Source organism: Sorangium sp. So ce426 (assembly GCF_051475585.1).
GTDB classification, from domain to species: Bacteria; Myxococcota_A; Polyangia; order Polyangiales; family Polyangiaceae; genus Sorangium; species Sorangium cellulosum_B.
The window spans coordinates 6,744,512-6,764,278 of sequence record NZ_CP150341.1; the positions used below are offsets into that span (position 1 = coordinate 6,744,512).

Genomic DNA, 19,767 nt, shown 5'->3' on the forward strand with positions numbered 1-19,767 from the left:
GGCGGGCCTTCACTTTCCGGCGAGATCGACTTGCGGAACCAGTAGACTACGGGCGGCGCGCTCGTCGATCAGCGCGCGGAGGAGCGAGCATGGGTCGCGACGGGGGCGAGCGGGTATGCGGGCCGTTCGGGGGCGCGGACGCGGGCGGGGTGTCCGGAGGGGACCTCGACTCGGAAGCAGGGAGCGCGGCGGGGGGGCCCTACAAGCTCGACGGGCGCCCCGCGCCGGGCGGGGTGCCCGCGCGCATCGATGGCGAGATCGATGGCGAGATCGACTACAAGGCAGAGTGCTGGGCGCTGCGCGCGCGCATCGAGCAGCTGGAGAATGAGCTGGCCAGTCGGCGCGACGAGCTCGGGCGCGAGAGAGGGTTGGTCAGCGCGGCGGCGGCGTACCTCGACGCTCCGTTCGCTCTGGGCGCCACGCAGGTGCCGGCGCTGATCCACTGGCGCCAGGACGGCACCGTGACGCGCTGGAACGACGCCGCGGGGTACCTCTTCGGCTGGAGCGAGGGCGAGGCCATGGGCCGCCGGATCGAAGAGCTCGTGGCCGCGGATCCGGTGTCGCCAGAGGAGGTGGAGGCGTTCAACCACGATCCTGGCGAGAGCCTCTTCGCGACGACCACGAGCGCGAGCAGGACGAGAGAGGGAAACGAGATCACCTGCCGGTGGACCTACGCCGTGCTGCGCGACGAGCGAGGCGACGTCCGGGAGATCGCGGCCATCGTGGATGAAGGCGACGATCCGCGGCAGAGGGAGCGCCTGCTGCACGAACGCTATCAGATGCTCGTGCAGCTCGTGGACAACTCGCCGAACGTCATGTTCATCAAGGACGCGGAGGGTCGCTACGTGTTCCTCAACCGCCATTATGCGCGGGCCCTCGGGCGGCACGCCATCGAGTTCCTCGGCAAGGACGAGCATGAGTTCGGCGCCACGCCGCCCGGCGTCGCCGACCGGATCGTGGCGAAGGAACGGGAGGTGTTCGAGAGCGGCCAGGCCATGCGGTACCAGGAGGTCCTGGACTACGGCAGCGAGAAATTCTATTTCTTCACGGCCAAGTTCCCGGTTCGCAACGAGCGCGGCGAGCTGGTCGGCGTCGGCGGCGTCGTGCGAGAGGACACCGACCTGAGGCGCGCGGAGGCGGAGCGGGCCGCGCTGCAGGAGCAGATCATCGCCGCGCAGCAGGACGCGCTCCGGGAGCTGTCGACGCCGCTCATCCCGCTCGCCGACGGCGTCCTGGCCATGCCGCTCGTCGGGACGGTGGACGGCGCGCGCGCGGGGCAGATCATGGAGACGCTGCTCACCGGGATCGGCAGCCAGCGCGCCCACACCGCGATCCTGGACATCACCGGCGTTCGCGCCGTCGACACGCTCATCGCCGATGCGCTGACGCGGACCGCGCGCGCCGCCCAGATGCTCGGCGCGCGCGTGGTGCTCACGGGCATCCGCCCCGAGGTGGCGCGCGCCCTGATCGAGCTCGGCGCGGACCTCACCGGCATCGTCACGATGGGCACCTTGCAGAGCGGCATCGCGTACGCGCTCCGGCCCACGGAGCGCCCGCGCGTCGCCCGGTGAAGCGCGCCCTGGCCGCATGGCAAAGGGGCCGGAGGCCCCTCCCCTGCCCGGCGCCTCCCGCGCGCGATCCGGCGACGAGCTCGCCGCGACGCTCGCGCGCACGCCGGGCGTGACCGCCGTGCTCGAAGGCCGCGCGCCGGTCCATTTCCTTTGACACCAGCAGTGTGAACGCTCACAGTGCGCCTCGGGGTTTCCTTTCGCGTTGCCCTGAACAGGCCGTCGTGCGCGCCGGCCCTTCGTCCCTGGGCTCGGGCTCGCCCTCTGCGCCGATTCCATTCGCCTGGTCGTCGCGGACGCGAGCAACGGCGAGGTCGCGAGGGCGTCGCGTGTCGTTTCGGCGGCTCTCGGTCGATCATCCCGACGGCGCAGCGGAGCTCGCATCCTGCGGCTCTCCGCTTCGGCGTGCGTGGGACGGAGGAATGCGATGCGTATGGTTCGAGAGAATGGTTCGCTGTGTGGGTCGCGCGAGCGGAACGATGCGGAGATCCGGAGACCGCGCCGCTCGACGTGGGCCACGCTGGTGGGGACTGCCGCGCTGGTGGCGATGCTCAGCGGGTGTTCCGATGATCCGGAAGGAGCGACGTCGACCAGCTCCGGAGCCGACGCAAGCGCTACGACGGGCGCGACCAGCGGGGGGGTGACGAGCGGCGGCGTGACCAGCGGGAGCGCTGGAGGGGGAGTCGCCACGAGCGGCTCGGCAGGCTCGGGCGGCGACGGCGGCACCGGGGGCGCCGGCGGCACCGGGGGCGCCGGCGGAGCGGGCTCGGGTGGCATGGGCGGCGCATCCGACGGTGTCGGAGGTACCGGGGGCGACGGAGGTGCAGGGGGCAGCGCCGGCGCGGGCGGCGGCCCGGCATTCCAGCCCTGCCCGGCGAGCGGCCCCTGCAAGATCATGCCCTTCGGCGATTCAATCACGCAGGGTTTCAACGTCGCCGGCGGCTACCGCGCCCCGCTGTTCCACCTCGCGCTCGAAGCGAGCCGCGACATCACCTTCGTCGGTTCCGCCAATGACTACAGCGTGCCCACGGTGGACGGAGTGACGTTCCCGAGGAACCACGAGGGTCACGGCGGCTGGACGATCGAGGGCAACAACGGCATCGCGAAGCTCGTAGACACCAGCATTCCGAATTACAAGCCCAACATCGTTACGTTGATGATCGGAACGAACGACATCAACGGTAACATCAACGTTGCGGACGCACCGAATCGCCTGGGCAAGCTGCTCGACTCGATTTTCACGCGTGAACCGAACATCCTCGTGGTGCTCGCGCAGATCGTGCCGTCGAGAACGGACGGCACGAACAACGCCATCAAGGCCTACAACGCGGCCATGCCCGACCTGGTTTCGACGCGCGTCAGCAAGGGGCAGCACATCGTGCTGGTGGACATGTACACAGCGTTCACCAACGACCCGAACTACAAGCAGTCCCTCTTCGCCGACAATCTCCACCCGAACCAGGCAGGGTATAACCGCATGGCCGAGGTCTGGTTCCAGGCGTTGAACCCGTACCTCCGCTGAAATCGAAAGGCGAACGCACGCCGGATTTCCGACAGCGGAGCTCCCGGACAGGATACCGCCGGCCGGCGTCGTTGAGCTCGCGCCGGCCGGCGTTCCGCCCTTGTGACGGCTACGTCAGGTTCGTGAGCGGCCCGGTGCAGAACCTCGGGTCGCCGAACGTCGTTCGGCTGTCGCCGAACAGGTTCAAGATCGAGACGAGCAGGTTGTTGTGCGGGAGGTTGGGGTACCGGACCCAGCGTCCAGTGCGCAGGCCTCCGCCGCCGCCGGCCAGCAGGAACGGCATGTTCGACTTGTTGTGGCTCGGCGGATCCGAGAGCTCGGACCCGAAGAAGACGACGCTCTCGTCGAGCAGCGAGTGTCCACCCATGTCGACCTTCGCCATCTCCTGCAGCAGATAGAGGTGCTGCTTCGAATACCAGTTGCAGATGAGCTCGCACTCGTTTGGCCTGAAGCCGCCGTCGTGCTGGTAGAAATGGTGGTGCTCGGTCAGGTTCAGCCAGGGGAAGGTGTGCTTCGCCTCGGTGTCGCTCCACTGCAGCGTGCCGACCGCGGTCATGTCGCAGGCGAACGACATCACCAGCATATCCATCAGGAGCTTGCCGACCTTGGGGATCGCCGCGTCGGTCGAGGTGTCCTTGATCGAGCCGTTGTCGGAGGAGTTCAGCCCGGTGCGCGGGTTGTAGTCGGACGTGTCGACCCTCTCCGGCGCCTTGCAGGCGCTCGTCTCGACCGGGACGCTGCTGAGGCCCTTCTCGATCTCGCGGATCTTCGTCAGGTGCTGGTCGATCTTCTGCGCGTCGGCGGCGCCGAGCCGCGAGGACAGGGCGGAGTAGCGCCCGTCGAGGAAGTCGAGGATCGATTTCTTGCGCGCGAGCCGGCGGGCGGCATCGTTGCCGGCGCTGGGATCCAGCGTGCCGAAGAGATCGGTGAAGATCTCCGTCGGATCGAGGCGCGGCGGGATCGGCCTGAACGGCGCGGCGCTCTCGAAATTCGCGGCGTTCATCGGTGACAGCAGGCCGTGGGACTTGCCCGTCGCCCAGCGCACCGCGATCTCGATGCTCGCCTTGGCCTTTTTACCGGCGGAGATCCGGGAAGCGATCACCTGATCGATGGACGGTCCGCCCCCGTAGCCGCCGTTCGGGGCCTGGGTCGTGCCCGAGAGCCAGGCGATGATCCCGGCCTGGTGCTGCTCACCGACCGCGCTCTTCATGTCGAGGCCGTCGACGACGAGCAGCTTGTCCTGCACCGGCGCGAGCGGCGACAGGATGGGCCCCAGGGTGAAGTTCGTCTCGGTGCCGGTCGGCCGCCAGCGGTTGATCACGGTCCCGCCCGGCGTGTAGACGGAGAGGAAACGCTTGGCGGGGGCGGCTTGCGCGCTCGCCGTGCGCTCGGTGCCCATGATCTCCAGCCAGGGGAGCGCGATGGCGATGGCGCCAGCGCCGCGCAGCACGGCACGTCGGCTCAAACGAAAGTTCGACATAACCATCACTCCTCCTGGGCAGCCATGTAGTGGAAAGCATCCGTCTGCGTGAGCTCGATCAGGAGCTGCTTTACATTGTATCCGGACGCCTTGAAGGCGTCCGTGACAGCCTTCTTGGTGCAAGCGTCCCCGGCGCGAAGCGTGAGACCATAGCCGTACTCGGCCCAGCGCGTCGCGAAGCAGCTCTGCACCGCCTCGGTCTGGGCGAGCCCCTGCACCAGCTCGATCGGCCCGCTCACCTTGATGTCCGTGCCCGGGACCCCGCCGCTCGCGTCGATCGGGACGTCGTTCTCCGTCGTGCGGAACAGCCCGACCGCGTCGTAGTTCTCGAGCGCGAACCCGACCGGATCCATGAACTGGTGGCACCCCGCGCAGACAGGGTCCTTGCTGTGCTGGCTGAAGCGCTCCCGCGCCGTCGCGCCGGTGTACGGATCCGGCGGCTTCACCCGCTCCAGGATGTCGCCGGTGGGGAGCGGGATCTTCTGGCACATCAGCTTGTCGAGCACGAACGCGCCGCGGACCACGGGGTTCGTGTTGTTCGAGTGCGTCGTCCCGGCCATCATACCGGCCTGCGTAAGGAGCCCGAGGCGCTGGGTCGTGTCGAGCTCCACCCGCTGGAACTCGTCGCCCGTCACGCCGGGGACGCCGTAGAACTCCGCGAGGGGCCCGTTCATGAACGTGTACGGGGCCGTCAAGATGGACGCCCAGGTGCCGTTCTCCTCGAAGATCTCGTGCGCGAGCAATCGCTGCGTCTCTTCGTGCATGAGCGAGCCGATCTTCCGCGAGAAGGTCGGGAACGACTCCGCTTTTCGCTCGAGATCCGCGAGGCTGCTGATGGGGAGCAGGTTGTCGAAGAAGTACCGGACGGTGGCCCGGGACCGAGGATCCTCGAGCATGCGCTCGGCATGAGCGCGCACGCCTTCCCTGGTCGAGAGCTCACCTGCTCGCGCCGCGGTGCGCAGCTCCTCGTCGGGCATCGTGCCCCAGAGCAGGTACGATAGGCGCGTCGCCATCTCGTCGCCCGTGGGCCGGCGGAGCTCGGGGCGCTCCGGGTCGGGTGTGCCGAACTCGATGCGGTAGAGGAAATCCGGCGATTGGAGCAGCCCCTCGATCACCGTCGCGATGCCGACGTCGAACGTGGCGTCCGTCCGGCCGGCGCTGTACAGCGTGAGGAGCTCGTCCGCCTCGCCGTCGGCGAGCGGCCTCCGGTAAGCGAGCGGCGCGATCCGCTCGATGATCGTGCGCGCGCACACCTCCTCGCTCTCCCTCGTCACGCTGCTCGCGCAAGGGTCGAGCTTCGCGAGCGCCTCCGGGGTGGCGGTCGCGCGCTTGGCGACGCCCTCCGCGACGGTGCCCAGCTGCCCGGCGAGCAGGCTCGAGACCGACAGCGTGTCCGCGTCATTGCCGAAGCCGTTCCCGACATCCTCGCTCGGAAGCGAATAGCCTGGATCCGTCGTGTCGCCCAGGAGGTCGCGGACGGTCTGGTTGTACTCGAAGCGCGTCAGCCGCCGCAGCGGGGCTCGCCCGGGGTACACCGCGCCGTCCTCGCAAGCGGCCGGGTCCGTCGGGCCCGTGCCCGTCGAGGTGGTGGGCGGCGGGTCTGTCGTGGTGGAATCGGAATCGTCGGAGCGAAACCCGCCCAGGTCTCCCGTGCAGCCGCTGGCCACGATCAACGCGATCGAGACGGCTGACCGGGCGCCTAGGAGAGGACGCGCCTGCTCATGATCTGAGGGCCTAACCATGGTTCTCTCTCTTCGCCCGCTGTGGGCACGCTGCGTGAGCAATACCAATGATTTTTCACGACGATCGTGGAACAATCGATGTCTGTCGCGTCCTCTGGTGGCTCACGCCTGGCGAAACGCCGATCACCATCGTTCGACGATCGTCTGCGCGACGACCGAACGAACGTAACCGGCACCAGGATCGACCCGATACCCGACCACGAAGCGCGCAATGCGCATGGCGACCCACCCAGAGCAAAGCGAAAGGATACCCCCGCAATGTGAACGCTCACATGCAGGATGTCAACGCCTATCGATCGGCCCGCGCGCGTCCGCCAGCCCGAGGGAGGATAAGGTCGGCGGAGCTCCTCCGAAGCGCCGCGTCAACAGGAGCGGACGCCGGAACCGCAGCAGCGCGCTCAGCCGCGCGAGGACTGCCGCTGTTCCAGGAGCCCGCCCGATTCCCCCTCGCCCACCGGCCCCGCCGCGCGCATCGACTGCAAGGCAGCGACGATCTCCTCCGTGACGCGCGGCCCGCCCGAGACGTAGGACGGCGCGAGCGGCTTCAGCGGCGGCGGGAGCACCTCGGCGACCCGCGCGCCGATGGCGTCGCGCGACGCCGCGTGCCCCTCCTCCCCGGCGGCGGCCCGGAGCGCCCGCGCGAAATCGGCCGCCGTCGGCCAGCGCGCGTCGCGATCGCGCTCGATCGCCCGCGCGACGGCGGCCGTGACGGCCTGGCCCACGCCCTCGCGCTCGCTCGAGAGCGGCGGCACCTCGCGCTCCAGGACGGCGTGGAGGGTCGAGACCATGTTGCCGCCGGCGAACAGCCGCCTGCTCGCCAGCACCTCCCACGCCACGACCCCGAGCGAGAACACGTCCGAGCGCCGATCCAGCGGCCTCGCGTTCGCCTGCTCCGGCGAGAAATAGCTCAGCTTCCCCTTCACCATCCCGGTCTTCGTCCGCGTCGTGCGGCGCAGGGCATACGCGAGCCCGAGATCGCAGATGGACGCCCGGCCGTCGACGCCGACAAGGATGTTGGAGGGCGAGACGTCCCGGTGGATCACCTGGAGCAGCTCCCCCGCGCTGTCGCGCGCCTCGTGCGCCGCGTGCAGCCCCTCGGCGGCCTGCGCGATGAGCTCGATCGCGTCGCCGACCCCGAGCGCCTCGGGAGCCCGGGTGAGGTGCTTGAGCGTGACCCCCACGACGAGCTCCATGACGATGTACGGCGCGCCCTCGTCGAGGCCGTAATCGAGGACGGGAACGAAATGGGGGCTCGCGACGCGTGACGCGATGCCCGCCTCGTCGAAGAGCATGGACGCATAGCTCGACTCGTAGCGCAGATCGGCCCGGATCCGCTTCACCGCCACGAGCGACCCGCGCTCCGGACCCGCGCCGCCCGCGTCCCCTCCGCCTGCAGCGCGGGCGCGACGCGCGATGAAGACCTCGGCCGAGCCGCCCCTGGCCAGCTGCAACAGCAGCTCGTAAGGACCGACGGCGCCCAGGTCAGAAGAATCCATGCTCACTGCTCCGGGCGGCGGGTTATCACGTCAATGGTTGTTCATCAACCTTGGCCCCCCTGCGCTTCGCTCCGTTCACGCTCGGATTTGCGCTCCGGGGGGCGCCCCTGCCCTCCTCCTCCTCCGCCGCGATCCTGCGCAGGGCCGCGGGCGACGAGGCCCTCGCCGTCCGTGGGGGCGTCGCCGCCGCGCTCGGCGTGCTCGGCCAACACCCGCTCGTCGGTCTCGCCCACCGAGCGCAGCCAGCGCGCCGCGGCCCGGTGGCCGGCGGCGCGATCGCCGTCCGTGAGCATCCCGTAGGCGGCGTCGCGCACGAGGGCGTGACGGAACGTGAGCTCGTCGTGCCCCGGGTAGCGCGAGACGCCGCGCCGGGCGACGAGCTCCTCCGAGAGCAGGCTCTTGAGCCAGCGGTCGAGCGACTCGGCCGAGGTGCCGGCGCCGAGCAGCTGCCGCACGCCCTCCGGCCAGAAGCTGCCGCCGAACAGGCTCGCCGCCCGCAGCGTGCGCCGCGCCTCGGCCGGCAGCGCCTCGATGCGCGCGTGCATCAGGGCCACGACCGTGGGCGGCATGTCGCTCCGGCCCTCCGCGCGCGCGCGCATGAGCTCCTCGAGGAAGAAGGGGTGGCCGTCGGCGTGCTCGACGAGCCGCGCCACCTCGGGCAGCGCGAGCTCCTCGCCGAACACGCTGCGGACGAGGCGCTCGGCCGCGCGCTGGCTGAGCGCGCCGAGCTTGATGTGCTGCACGCCGCGCGAGCCCCAGAGGCCGGGGAACGTCTCCATCACGCTGTGGCGCGCGAAGCCGAGCACGAGGAGCGGGCGATCCGAGAGCGCCTGGAGCGCCTCGTCCAGCACCGAGACCGAGGCGTGATCGCTCCAGTGCATGTCCTCGAGCGCCACGACGACCGGCCCCTCGCCCGAGCGCGCGGCGAGCCACTCGAGCACGGCGCGGCGGGCCTGATCGCTCAGGGCGACCGCGTCCCCGCGGGCGGCGCGCAGCTCGGCGTCGGGGTCGTCGAACGGCGTGCCCGCGATCTCGCCGAGGTACCAGGCGACGCGCGGGGCGTCGTCGGCCGGCGCGGGCAGGGCCCGCGCGACGTGCTCGCGGATCTTGGCGCGGCGCGCCTCGAGCGCCTCGCCGGGCAGGCAGCCGGCGGCCGCGAGGACGATCTCGCCCAGCATGCCGAACGGCGCGCCCGAGCCGAGGGGGTCGCCCCGCGCCACGTAGACCGACGCGCGCGCGTCGCGCTCGCGCACGGCGCGGATGAGCTCGCAGCGGAGGCGCGTCTTGCCGATGCCGGCCTCGCCGAGGACGAGCGCGGCGCGCGCCACGGGCTCGTCGGCGCTCTGCTCGAAGAGGCCGAGCAGCGTCGCGAGCTCGCGGTCGCGCCCGACGAACGAGGTGACGCGGCCGAAGAGCGTGCGCTCGGGCTCGGTGCCGTCGCGCTCGCCCTTCAGCAGGAACGAGGGGCCGTCGCCGATCACCTCGAAGCGCGGCGCCGCGAGCCCCGCGGTGACCTCGTCGATGCGCACGTCGCCCTCGGCCTCGCGGAGGCGGGCGACCGCGCGGTCGATGACGTCGCCCGCGGGCAGGCGCTCGCCCACCTGCGCGCGGCCCGTGGCGAGCGCGACAGGGCGCCCGGGCAGGCGCGCCTTCAGCGCGAGCGCGCACTGCGCGGCGCGCGCCGCGAGGTCGAAGGCGGCCATCGTGCCGGCGCCGCCGCGGCCGGAGAACACCTCGTCGGTCTGCGAGGAAAGGAGCACCATGCGCGTGCCGCCCGGGAGCCGCACGCGGTCGCCGCCGAACGCCTCGGCGAGGTCCCCGACGATCCGCTCGACGCCGCGATCGCTCGCCGGCTCCGGGTCGGCGGCGCCAAGATCGACCAGGACGACGCTGACGAGCCGCCGCTCGTCGTCGGTGACCGACGCCGGCGCGCCGTCCGCGCCCGCGCTGGACGCGCGCGCGAGCAGGGCGCGCGCGTCCGCGAGCGCGGCCGCCGCCGCGCGGCCGTCCGCGGGGCGCGCCGCCGGATCCTTGGCCAGGAGGCGCGCGGCGAGCTCGTCGAGGAAGGGCGGCGCGTCCGGGCGCCGCTCGACGAGGCGCGGCGCCTCCTCGAGGAGGATGCGGCACACCTCGGCGAGCGGGTCGTCGGCCGCGAAGGGGCGCTGCCCGGCGAGGCACTCGAAGAGCAGGACGCCGAGCCCGAAGACGTCGGCGCGCGCGTCGACCTCGACGTCGCCGCGCGCCTGCTCGGGCGCGACGTAGCCGAGCGAGCCGACGAGCGAGCTGGCCTCCGTGACGAGCGAGGTCGACGCCGCCGCCCGGGCGACGCCGAAGTCGAGCAGGACCACGCCGTCGACCCTGCCGTCGCGCAGGAGCACGTTGCTCGGCTTGAGATCGCGGTGCGTGATCCCGATCGCGTGGATCGAGGCGAGCGCCTCCGCGATCTGGTGCGCGACGAGCAGCGCGTCGGCCACGGGGAGCGCCCCCTCCTCTAGGCGCGCGTCGAGCGTGACGCCCTCGAGCCACTCCATCGCGAGCCACAGGGCGCCGTCGTCGCCCGTGCCGTGCGCGATGTGCTGCACGATGAGCGGGTGCTGCACGGCCTCGAGCATGCGCGCCTCGCGCCGGAAGCGGGCGGCGAGCTCCGGGGGCGCGACCTTGAGCGCGACGGGGCGCCCGGTCAGCTGATCGAGCGCCCGGTAGACCGTGCCCATCCCGCCGGCGCCGGCAAGGCGGTGCACCTCGAACCGGCCTGCGACCAGCGTGCCCTCGCGCATGGTGCCAGCTTATCCGAGAGCTCCCGTCAGGTGCGCGGCGCGAGCGCTCGGTGGTGACGGTCCAGGGTGTTTGTTGTACGCTGTGCGCGCCGACACGCTCCGACACCCAGAGGGCTGCGTCGCGCGCACAGGACGCCCCTCCAGGGTCGTCGACTCGGCCGATCTGGAAGAGGGACCCCCGATGAACCCCGGACAGCAGGTGACGAGCACGCTCAGGCTGGCGCGCGAGCTCGGGAAGGGGGCGATGGGGAGCGTGTGGGTGGCCGATCACCTCGCGCTCGGGACGCAGGTGGCGGTGAAGTTCATGGCGCCGGCCTACGCGGACCAGACGGGCTTCGTGGAGCGCTTCCGGCGGGAGGCGATGGCGGCCGCGCAGATCAAGAGCCCGCACGTCGCGCAGGTCTTCGACCACGGCGTCACGCCGGACGGGGTGCCGTTCATCGTGATGGAGCTGCTCGAGGGCGAGGACCTCAAGAGCCGCATGCAGCGGCTGGGCGCGCTGCCGCCCGTCGAGGTCACGGCGATCGTGTCGCAGACGGCCAAGGCGCTCGGCCGGGCGCACCAGGTCGGGATCGTCCACCGCGACATCAAGCCGGACAACATCTTCCTGCTCGACGTCGAGGGCGAGCTGTTCGTGAAGGTGCTCGATTTCGGCGTGGCCAAGCGGGTCCAGGGCGAGCTCGGCATGACGTCGACCGGGAGCGTGCTGGGCACGCCGCTCTACATGAGCCCCGAGCAGCTGCTCAGCGCGAAGCACGTCGACTTCCGCGCGGATCTCTGGGGGCTCGCGGTGGTCGCTTACCACGCGCTCACCGCGCAGGTCCCGTTCCGGGGCGAGACGCTGGGCGCGCTGTCGGTGGTGCTGCACACCGGGATCTTCACGCCGCCGAGCGAGGTGAGGCCGGAGCTCTCTCCGGCGATCGACGCCTGGATGAAGAAGGCGCTGGCGCACGATCCGGCGGCGCGCTTCGCGTCGGCGCGGCAGATGGCGGAGGCGCTGGAGCGCGCGGTCCTCGGGATCGCGCGAACGGCGTTCACGACCGAGCCCTCGTCCGCGGGGGAGCGAGCCCTCCACGGGAGCGCGTCGCAGCCGGTGCTGTTCGGGGAGCCGACGCCGCTGCCGCCGGCGCCGGGCGCGCGGCTCTCGACGACCGGCACGCCGCCGTCGTCGGCGCCGGGCGCGCGGCTCTCGACGGACGGCGCGCCGGGGCGGACGCTCGCCGGCATGGCGACCTCGGGGACGGACGGGGCCCGGAGGTGGGCGCCGGCCATCCTGGCGGCCGCGCTCGCGTTCGGAGCGCTGGTGGCGGCGGTCGTGTTCCTGGCCACGAAGCCGTCGCCCACGGCCGAGGTGACCCCCTCGTCGGAGGCGCCGGCCCGGCAGGCCGCGCCCGTCCCGGCGCAGCCGGTGGTGCCGGCGCCAGCGAGCGCCGCCGCGCCGGTGCCGGCAGAGCCGGCGAGCGCGACGCCCGCGGCCGAGACCGCGCAGCCGGCGGCCACGGCGGCGACCGCGCAGCCGGCGGCCACGGCGGCGACCGCGCAGCCGGCGGGCGCTGCCCGCACCGGCGCGGCAGGGAGGCCGGGCGCGACGGCGGCGCCGCGCGGCACCTCGGAGGGGCGCGGCCGCGCCACGCCGCGGGAGACATCGACGGGCCGCCCGACGGGGACGAAGCCGCCCGCGCCGATCGAGGACACGATCGGCTTCTGACGCGGCCTCCGGCCTCACCGCGCACCGGCCGCCCCGGGCGCCGATGTACGCGGCCTTCGCACGACCTGGTCAGACGGAGCCCGTCGAAATGGGGCGCCCGCGCGGCTCGACAGCAAAAGATGGAATCAACCGCGCTGGCACGGGCGATGTCGACATCGGAAGGTGAGGCCCACGGGGCGCACTGCGACATCCCGCCTCGCTCCTCCAGCGGAAGGGGCAGAGAAATCGGCGCGAACGCACCGAGGCGTGAGAATTTCGGATTGGCACAGAGCGTGCGGTATCCGTCGCCGGGGCCCAGAGCGAGGACGCGCTCAACGCGAAGGAGGTCTCTTCCATGGAGAAGCTCGTAATTGGCCTGGTGCAGACGCACGACGACGCGGAAGCCGCGGCGGAACGCATCATCGACTGCGGCTACACACGACAGGAGGTCAGCCTGCTGATGACCGAGGCGACACGCGACAGGTGCTTTCCGAGCCCGGACGTGGCGCCGCCGTCGAGCACGTTCGGCGCCGCTGTCTCGATGAGCGTCGTGGTCCCCGACCTCGGGTTCGTGGTCGCCGGGCCGCTGGCCGCTGTCGTGGCCAGCGCGGTCGGCGCCGGGATCACGGGCGGCCTGCGCGAGATCCTCCTCACCGCGGGCGTCCCGAGGCACTGGGCGGAACGCTACGAGGCCGGCGTCCGGCAGGGCGGGATCCTCGTGAGCGTCTTCGCGCGCAGCGAGCGCGACGTCGGCCTGCTCCACCTGGTCCTGGACGACCCGCACATGACGTCGTTCCACACGGAAGCCCACCGGCACCACGCGTACGACACGTCGTTTTGAGCCGAGGCGCGCGCGTCGCGAGGCAAAGCGCCTCACCCCGGCAGGCGGATCCCGCGCCGGGGCGCGGGCTCAACCCCCGAGCGACCTGAGCCGCGCGCGCAGCATCAGCGCGCCGATGAGGTCTTCCTCCGCGTCGCTCCTGCGCGACCAGCCCAGCGAGAGGTAGCGCAGCAGCTCGCCGAACGTCGGGCCGGCCAGCGCCGCGCTCGTGCCGCCGCGGACGACCCAGAGCTGCTCGCCGTCGGCCCCGAGCGCGACGACCGACCGCTGGGCCGCGCCGCCGCCGAGCGCCGAGCCCGAGAGCCGCGCGATCGGGTAGAGCTGTCGCGCCGCCGCCGCCTCCCAGCCCGGCTCGCGATCGTGGGCGAGGAGCTCGCCCTCGCGGAGGAAGCGCAGCGTGCCCTCGACGGCGCCGATCGCGAGCTCGCGGTAGAGGTCCTCCGGATCCGCCGGATCGGCCCAGTCGTACGCGCGCACGAACGCCGCGTACGTCGCCGGCGGGGCGACGCCGCGGACGGGCGGCGGGGACGCGGGCGCGCCGCGGCCGTCGTCGCGGCGGAGCACCCGGTTGAGCCGCGCGACCTCGTCGGCGATCGACCCCGGCCCCGGCGCGACGAGGTGCACCTGGACGCGGCGCTCGGGCGCGAAGAGGCCGCCCATGAGCGCGCCCAGCACCGGGGCGCCCAGCTCGGCCGCGAGGAACGTCGAGCCGCGGTGCGGCCGGATCGCCCGGTCCATGGCCTCGCGCTCCTCCGCCGCTGTCGCGCCCTCCGGCAGGTCGACGTCGACCTCGACGAGGTCGCTCCGGTCGGGCGCCTCCACGCCGGCCTCGACGCCCTCGTCCCCTTCCCTCACGAAGTGGCGGACGAACCCGCTCGCCTCGAAGCGCCAGCCGTCGTCGTGGACGACGTCCTCCGAGAACACGAGCGCGAAGACCGTCGCGCCGGGGTGGCCGAGCTCGGCGGCCGCGTCGAGCACGGCGACGGGCGGAGAGAGCTCGTCCTCGAAGAGCTCGGCGAGGTGGTCGAGCTCGTCGTCCCCGCCGCTGGCGGGCTCGCCGCTCGAGTAGAACGCGGCCGCGTGCCCGGGCACGCCGGGGAGCGGCGCGATGAACAGGCGCGGCGAGGCGACGTCCCAGCCACCGAGCGCCACGGCAAAGCCCTGGGACAGCGCGCGGTCCGGGATGTCGGCGGGTCGAAAGATCAACGCAGCGAACGTGGTGGCCATGGGGCGCTCAGGGTAACCCGATCTCCGGCCCGCGCCGGCGTCCGTCGCGCCCGGCGCGCCATCATGACCGCTTCCTCAAGTTCTTCCTGATCCGGGGCGCAGGCGGCCGTCACGGCAGGCGAGCCGCCGCGCTCCGCGGGGGCCTTGGACGCGGCGCGGCGCATCGGGTAGAGGAGACGCCATGCTCGGAAAATCCACCCTGTCCGTCGGCGAGACAGCGCCTGATTTCAGCCTGCAATCGCAGAAGCGGGAGACGGTCAAGCTCTCCGACTTCCGGGGCAAGAAGACCGTTGTCCTGTTCTTCTATCCCAAGGACGACACCCCGGGATGCACGGCGGAGTCGTGCGCGTTCCGCGACCATTACGATGCGTTCGCGGAGGCGGGCGCCGAGGTCCTCGGCGTGAGCGCCGACTCGGCGGGGTCTCACCAGCAGTTCGCCGACAAATACCGCCTGCCCATGACGCTGCTCAGCGACCCTGGCGGGGAGACCGCCGCGCGCTACGGCGTCAAGTCGCTCTTTGGCCTCCTCCCGGGCCGCGTGACGTTCGTCATCGATCGCGACGGCATCGTTCGACATGCCTTCTCCTCCCAGCTCCGCGCGACCCGCCACGTCGACGAGGCGCTCGCGGTCGTGAAGCAGCTCGAGGCCTCGCGGCGCGGCTGACGCGCGGCGCCGCGCCCGATCTCCCGGCGAGCCACCGTCGTTGACGCCCCCCGGAGGGGCGTTATGGACCCCCAGGGCGGGGCCATCGCACGCCTCCGCCGGGGGAGGCGACGATGAACCATGGATTGAGGACCACAGCGACGCTGCGGGCCGCCGCGATGGATCCGGCCCGATCGGGGGCCGCGCCGGACACGCTGCTGCTGAGGCGGGTGGTGCTCTCGACGGGCGGAGTCGGATATTTCGAGCACGAGGCGCGCGTGCGCGGCGACGCCGAGCTCCGGCTCGAGGTGCGGCTCGATCAGGTCGACGATGTATTGAAGAGCATCGTCGTCTATGACGATCGCGGCGTGATAGGGAATATCACGCTTCCCGGGAGGGAGCCGCTGCGCGATCTGTTCCGCGAGCTCCCGTTCGACGAGGACGCGCTCGAGTCCGAGGCCGCCCTGCTGAACGCGCTCCGCGGCGCCGAGGTGCGGACGCGAGGGGCGCAAGGGGCCATCGCCGGGCGGATCGTCGCGGTCACAACGGCGCAGGCGGCGCTGCCGCACGGCGGCTCGGAGGACCGGCACCGGCTCTCGCTGATGTCGGAGGGCGCGCTGAAGCAGGTCGTCCTGGAGGAGCTCGAGAGCGTGGAGCTCGTCGAGGAGCGGCTGCGGCAGCAGGTCGGCGCGGCGCTGGTCGGGCTCTCGATCCGGCGGGAGCGCAACCGCCGCGAGCTCGTCGTGCGCACGGCCGGCGAGGGCGAGCGGGTGGTCCGTGTGGCCTACGTCATCGAGGTGCCGCTCTGGAAGACGACGTATCGGCTCACGGTGCCGGAGGACGCGCAGACGAAGACCGGGGCGCTCGCCGGGTGGGCCGTCGTCGAGAACCAGAGCGGCAGCGACTGGCAGAACGTGGATTTCACCCTGGTGTCGGGGGACCCGGTGACGTTCCGCCAGGCGCTCTACGAGATCTATTACGTGGCCCGGCCGGAGGTGCCCGTCGACGTCGCCGAGCGCGTGCTGCCGCGGCTCGACGAGGGCGCCGCGGGGCTCGCGGCCAGGGCGGCGCGGCGCATGGGCCACCGCGCCGGCGGGGGCGCCGACGAGGCCCGCGCGCCCGCCGCGGCGGTCACCGTGCCCGCCGAGAAGGTCGAGCCGGAGCCCGCGGAGGCGGCGACGCAGGTCGTGTTCCACTTCCCCGCGCCGCTCACGATCGCGAGCGGCCAGACGGCGCTCCTCCCGATCATCCAGCGCGAGATCCCGGCAGAGCGGCTGTGGCTCTATCAGCCCGAGGCGAGCGCGCGCAGCCCGCTCGCCTCGGTCCGCCTGAGGAACGACGGCGACACGACCCTCCCGGCCGGCGCGATCACGGTCTTCGAGCGCTCGGGCCGGGGGGTCGTCACCTACGTCGGCGACGCGCGCCTCTCGCCGCTGCCGCCGGGCGAATCGCGGATCGTGAGCTTCGCCGTGGACCGGAAGGTGCGAATCGACCGCGAGGAGCGGGGCGAGGAGGTGTTCTCGCGCGCCAAGATCCAGGGCGGCATGCTCGAGATCGTCAGGACCGCCCGCAAGGTGACGGTCTACACGATCGCGGGCGCGGCGCGCGAGCCGCGCGTCCTGCTCATCGAGCACCCGCGCATCGCCGGCTGGGACCTCGCCGAGCCCACGGAAGGCGTCGAGGCGACGCGCGATCGCTACCGCGTCCGGCGCGAGGTCGCCGCGGGCGAGACGGCGCGCGTGACCGTGGCGCTGGAGCAGCCCATCTCGCACACGGTGGCGCTCACGGGCCTCTCCGACGAGCAGATCGAGGTGGTCCTGTCGTCGCGCGAGATCCCCGAGGCGCTGCGCGCGGCGCTCGCGCGGCTCGCGGAGCTCAGGGCCGCGCTCGCCGAGAGGCAGCGCGCGCTCTCGGCCCTCAAGTCCGAGATCGAGGCGCTCCGCGCCGAGCAGGGGCGCGTGCGCGACAACCTCAAGGTCGTGCCCCCGGGGAGCGCGCTCCACGAGCGCTACCTCAAGACGCTCAGCGAGCAGGAAGACCGGATCGCGGCGGTGTCGGCGAAGCTCCCGGGCGCGCGGGAGGCGGTGGCCAGCGCGGAGCGGGCGCTCGCCGAGTACGTGCGCGGCCTGTCGCTCACGACGTAGCTCTGGAGTCGACCGAGATCGTCCCCGGCTGCGCGGGGGTCGTGCCGAGCTGCCCGGCCCTCGGAGCCCTGCTGCGCGGGCCCGGCGCCCTCCTGCGCGGCCTCCGCTCCCCTCCTGCGCAGGCTCGGCACTGCTCCTGCGCGGGCCCGGCGCCCTCCTGCGCGGCCTCCGCTCCCCTCCTCCGCAGGCTCGGCACTGCTCCTGCGCGGGCCCGGCGCCCGCCTGCGCGGCCTCCGCTCCCCTCCTCCGCACCCCCATCGGTGTCCTGTCTCACAAACGAGCTGCTCCTGCGCCGCCCTGGCGACCTCCTGAGCACCCCCATCATGGTGTCTGGAAAAGAGCTGGGGATGCTACGCTGAGGTCACCGCAGTTCACGCGTGATGGCTCGGGCTGGACGGGCCCCCTCGGTGTGCGGCAGAGATCGTTCCGTCACAGCGGCGGCTCGATTCCCAGGATCTTGGTTCCGCTCGAGTCCAGGATCGCGTGATGAGTGCCGCTCTCGCCAAGCGCGTGGGTGGCCGTGAAACTGAAATAGTAGTTCGACCCGTAAGACGGATAAAAACTCCCGTCGTGCGCTCCGCGTACGACCTTGATAGCGTAGCCCACCGGCCCCTGCACGAGACCCTGGAATTCGTTGTCGTCGTAACCTTCAATGAGCTGCTTGAGGCTGTCCCACGAAAGGTCGCCCTGATAATGGCTCGGTCGCTCGTCGATGAGCATCTTCGTCACCCCTCTGTGAATTCGCCGCGATTGCAACCCGGCGCGCGTGGCGCGTCGATACTGAACATGCGCCCGTCGTCCTCGCGAAGGCGGCCATGCGGCGGCATCGGGGGAGGCGCCGTTTTCCGCGGGGGGGCGTCGGCGAAGCTCCCGGGCGGGCGGGAGGCGGTGGGCAGCGCGGAGCGGGCGCTCGCCGAGCACGTGCGCGGACTGTCGCTCACGTCGTAGCGCCGCGGGCCGAACGGGCCAGGGAAATCCCATGGCCCTCGCTCCGCCGAGCAGGCCTATCGGTGGCCCTCGCGGGCCCCCTCGGCGCAGCGGGCGCCGCGCCGGTAGTCGGCCAGGGCCTCCAGATAAAGCGCGCTGAACCGATCGGTGGAGAACGGATTCTGGCTGGTCACGAGGTTGCAATCCCGCTGCGCGTAGGCGCTCCCGGGGAATGCGGCCTCGTGCTCGTAACCGTGATCCTCGAGCTGCTCGCCGATGCCCCGGACCTGGGCGTCGGCCCCCATCACGAAGGTCTCGATATAAAACTCCTCGAACGACGAGACCGACGTCACCGTCCGACCGCTGAGCGGATGCGGCTGCCGCATGCGGGTGAGCACCGCCGGCGCGTGGCAGATGAGCCCCACGGGCTGGTGTTTCGCGCCAAAGTGAGCGAGCAGCGCGTGCAGATCCGCGTTGTCGAGCAGGTCGACCATGACGCCCTGTCCGCCGGGAACGACGATGCCGTCGAACGAGTCGGCCGCGGCGCGCGCCGCCTTGAGGCTGAGCGGCGCGCGGACCTCCGGGGCGCGCTCGACGAAGCGCTGCGCTTGCGAGCGCCGCGCTCCGTCTCCCCAGTACCGCTCGTCGAGGCTCTCCGGGTCGATCGCCGGGGCAGCGCCCCCGTCGGTCGCGAACACGACCTCGTGCCCCGCGCCGGTGAGGGCCAGGTACGGCTCGTAGAACTCGCCGAGGAAGGTGCCGGTCGCGCGCTTCGAGCTGTCGGCGAGCGTCTGCTCTCGCGCGGCGCTGAGGACGAACAGGATCTTTCCTCTGGGTTTCTCTGCCACCGGACGCTCGGGGAACACGGGGTGGAGCCTCGGCGCGGCCGCGCCGCACGCGACAAGCGCCGAGCCGGCGAGCACGACCGCGAGGCCCGCGATCAGCGCCGTCCTTCGGGCCGCGCCCCGCGGCGCTCTGCGGCGCCCCGGGCCGCGCGTGGGTTCCGTCGCCGGGCGCTCGCCGTCTCGCTTCGTTCGTTCCGTCGTCATGCGGGAGACCATGACCAGCGGAACGAGCCCGCACCTTGATCCAGATCAAGAAGCAGCGGTCCTGGTCACGGCGCGCTTCAGGCGGCTCAAAGCCTCGGGTGTGATGCCGAGATAGGCGGCGATGTGGTAGTCGGGCACGCGGCGCGCCACGGCCCCGTGCTCTGCGAGGAACGCGCGATAGCGCTCGGCGGCCGGATCCATCAGCAGCGACGCCTCGCGGCGCACCTTCTTCAGGTACACCCGCTCGACGATCCGGCGGCTCACCCGCTCCCAGTAGATGTCGCGCTCACAGAGCTCGCTCAGCCGCGAGTAGGGCGCGACGAAGAGCTGCATCGGCGTCAGCGCCTGGATCGTCAGCCGGGCGGGCTCCCTGGTGATCAGCGCCTCCAGCACCGACATGAAGTCCGGCGCGGAGACGAACCCCTTGTTGAACTCCTTCCCATCGCTCCGCGTGTAAAACATCCTCGCGATGCCGGAGTTGACGAGCGCCACCGAGTCGCTCGCCTCGCCCGCCCGCACGAACGCCTCGCCCTTCCTGAGGCTCTTGCCGTGAAACAGGGCCGCGAAGGCGTCGAAATGCGGCGCCGGCCGGGCGTCGAGCGCGGCGATCATGCGCGCGAGCGCCGCCACCTGCTCCGCGCGCGAGAGCTGCACCATGGCAGGA

Annotated in this window: 15 protein-coding genes; 7 read left to right on the forward strand and 8 right to left on the reverse strand. The window is 72.1% G+C overall.

Features of this window, described 5'->3' with window-relative positions; translation table 11 throughout:
• Positions 1–89: 89 nt before the first annotated feature.
• From WMF44_RS24960 to WMF44_RS24970, 3 genes are all read left to right on the forward strand, one after another.
• Positions 90–1,571 (forward strand): PAS domain-containing protein, encoded by a 1,482-nt coding sequence (locus WMF44_RS24960; RefSeq protein WP_437292532.1) that lies wholly within the window; start codon positions 90–92, stop codon positions 1,569–1,571.
• A 16-nt stretch (positions 1,572–1,587) separates the two neighbouring features.
• Positions 1,588–1,725, forward strand: coding sequence for a hypothetical protein (locus WMF44_RS24965; protein ID WP_437292533.1), 138 nt, complete (start codon positions 1,588–1,590; stop codon positions 1,723–1,725).
• Positions 1,726–2,001: 276 nt separating this feature from the next.
• Positions 2,002–3,090, forward strand: a complete 1,089-nt coding sequence (locus tag WMF44_RS24970) for an SGNH/GDSL hydrolase family protein (protein ID WP_437292534.1) — start codon at positions 2,002–2,004, stop codon at positions 3,088–3,090.
• 109 nt (positions 3,091–3,199) lie between these two features.
• On the opposite strand, the gene WMF44_RS24975 is transcribed toward WMF44_RS24970, so the two are convergent.
• From WMF44_RS24975 to WMF44_RS24990, 4 genes are all read right to left on the reverse strand, one after another.
• On the reverse strand, positions 3,200–4,576 hold the full coding sequence (locus tag WMF44_RS24975; protein ID WP_437292535.1) for a DUF1552 domain-containing protein: 1,377 nt from the start codon (positions 4,574–4,576) through the stop codon (positions 3,200–3,202).
• Positions 4,576–6,105: a DUF1592 domain-containing protein gene (locus WMF44_RS24980; protein WP_437292536.1), complete on the reverse strand. Its 1,530-nt coding sequence runs from the start codon at positions 6,103–6,105 to the stop codon at positions 4,576–4,578. The genes WMF44_RS24975 and WMF44_RS24980 overlap by 1 nt, the downstream gene beginning before the upstream one ends.
• Positions 6,106–6,710: 605 nt before the next feature.
• Positions 6,711–7,808: a serine/threonine-protein kinase gene (locus WMF44_RS24985; protein WP_437292537.1), complete on the reverse strand. Its 1,098-nt coding sequence runs from the start codon at positions 7,806–7,808 to the stop codon at positions 6,711–6,713.
• 44 nt (positions 7,809–7,852) lie between these two features.
• Positions 7,853–10,585 carry a protein kinase domain-containing protein gene (locus WMF44_RS24990; protein WP_437292538.1) on the reverse strand — a complete coding sequence of 911 codons (2,733 nt, stop codon included), beginning with the start codon at positions 10,583–10,585 and terminating at the stop codon, positions 7,853–7,855.
• 181 nt (positions 10,586–10,766) lie between these two features.
• On the opposite strand from WMF44_RS24990, the gene WMF44_RS24995 reads away from it, so the two are divergent.
• Both WMF44_RS24995 and WMF44_RS25000 read left to right on the forward strand, forming a co-directional pair.
• Complete coding sequence (locus WMF44_RS24995) at positions 10,767–12,293, forward strand: serine/threonine-protein kinase (RefSeq protein WP_437292539.1); 1,527 nt, start codon at positions 10,767–10,769, stop codon at positions 12,291–12,293.
• Positions 12,294–12,627: 334 nt separating this feature from the next.
• On the forward strand, positions 12,628–13,113 hold the full coding sequence (locus WMF44_RS25000) for a hypothetical protein (RefSeq protein ID WP_437292540.1): 486 nt from the start codon (positions 12,628–12,630) through the stop codon (positions 13,111–13,113).
• A gap of 69 nt (positions 13,114–13,182) precedes the next feature.
• Here the strand turns inward: WMF44_RS25000 and WMF44_RS25005 are convergent, their stop codons facing one another.
• Positions 13,183–14,340, reverse strand: a complete 1,158-nt coding sequence (locus WMF44_RS25005; RefSeq protein WP_437292541.1) for a hypothetical protein — start codon at positions 14,338–14,340, stop codon at positions 13,183–13,185.
• A 181-nt stretch (positions 14,341–14,521) separates the two neighbouring features.
• On the opposite strand from WMF44_RS25005, the gene WMF44_RS25010 reads away from it, so the two are divergent.
• Positions 14,522–15,004, forward strand: a complete 483-nt coding sequence (locus tag WMF44_RS25010; RefSeq protein ID WP_012237250.1) for a peroxiredoxin — start codon at positions 14,522–14,524, stop codon at positions 15,002–15,004.
• A 113-nt stretch (positions 15,005–15,117) separates the two neighbouring features.
• Positions 15,118–17,127: a DUF4139 domain-containing protein gene (locus tag WMF44_RS25015; RefSeq protein ID WP_437292542.1), complete on the forward strand. Its 2,010-nt coding sequence runs from the start codon at positions 15,118–15,120 to the stop codon at positions 17,125–17,127.
• A gap of 429 nt (positions 17,128–17,556) precedes the next feature.
• On the opposite strand, the gene WMF44_RS25020 is transcribed toward WMF44_RS25015, so the two are convergent.
• From WMF44_RS25020 to WMF44_RS25030, 3 genes are all read right to left on the reverse strand, one after another.
• The gene (locus WMF44_RS25020; RefSeq protein ID WP_437292543.1) at positions 17,557–17,847 is read right to left on the reverse strand and encodes a hypothetical protein; all 291 of its coding nucleotides are present in this window, start codon (positions 17,845–17,847) and stop codon (positions 17,557–17,559) included.
• A 284-nt stretch (positions 17,848–18,131) separates the two neighbouring features.
• Positions 18,132–19,103: a type 1 glutamine amidotransferase domain-containing protein gene (locus tag WMF44_RS25025; RefSeq protein WP_437292544.1), complete on the reverse strand. Its 972-nt coding sequence runs from the start codon at positions 19,101–19,103 to the stop codon at positions 18,132–18,134.
• A gap of 45 nt (positions 19,104–19,148) precedes the next feature.
• A complete protein-coding gene (locus WMF44_RS25030) occupies positions 19,149–19,760 on the reverse strand; it encodes a Crp/Fnr family transcriptional regulator (RefSeq protein WP_437292545.1) in 612 nt (203 codons plus the stop codon).
• Positions 19,761–19,767: the final 7 nt, after the last annotated feature.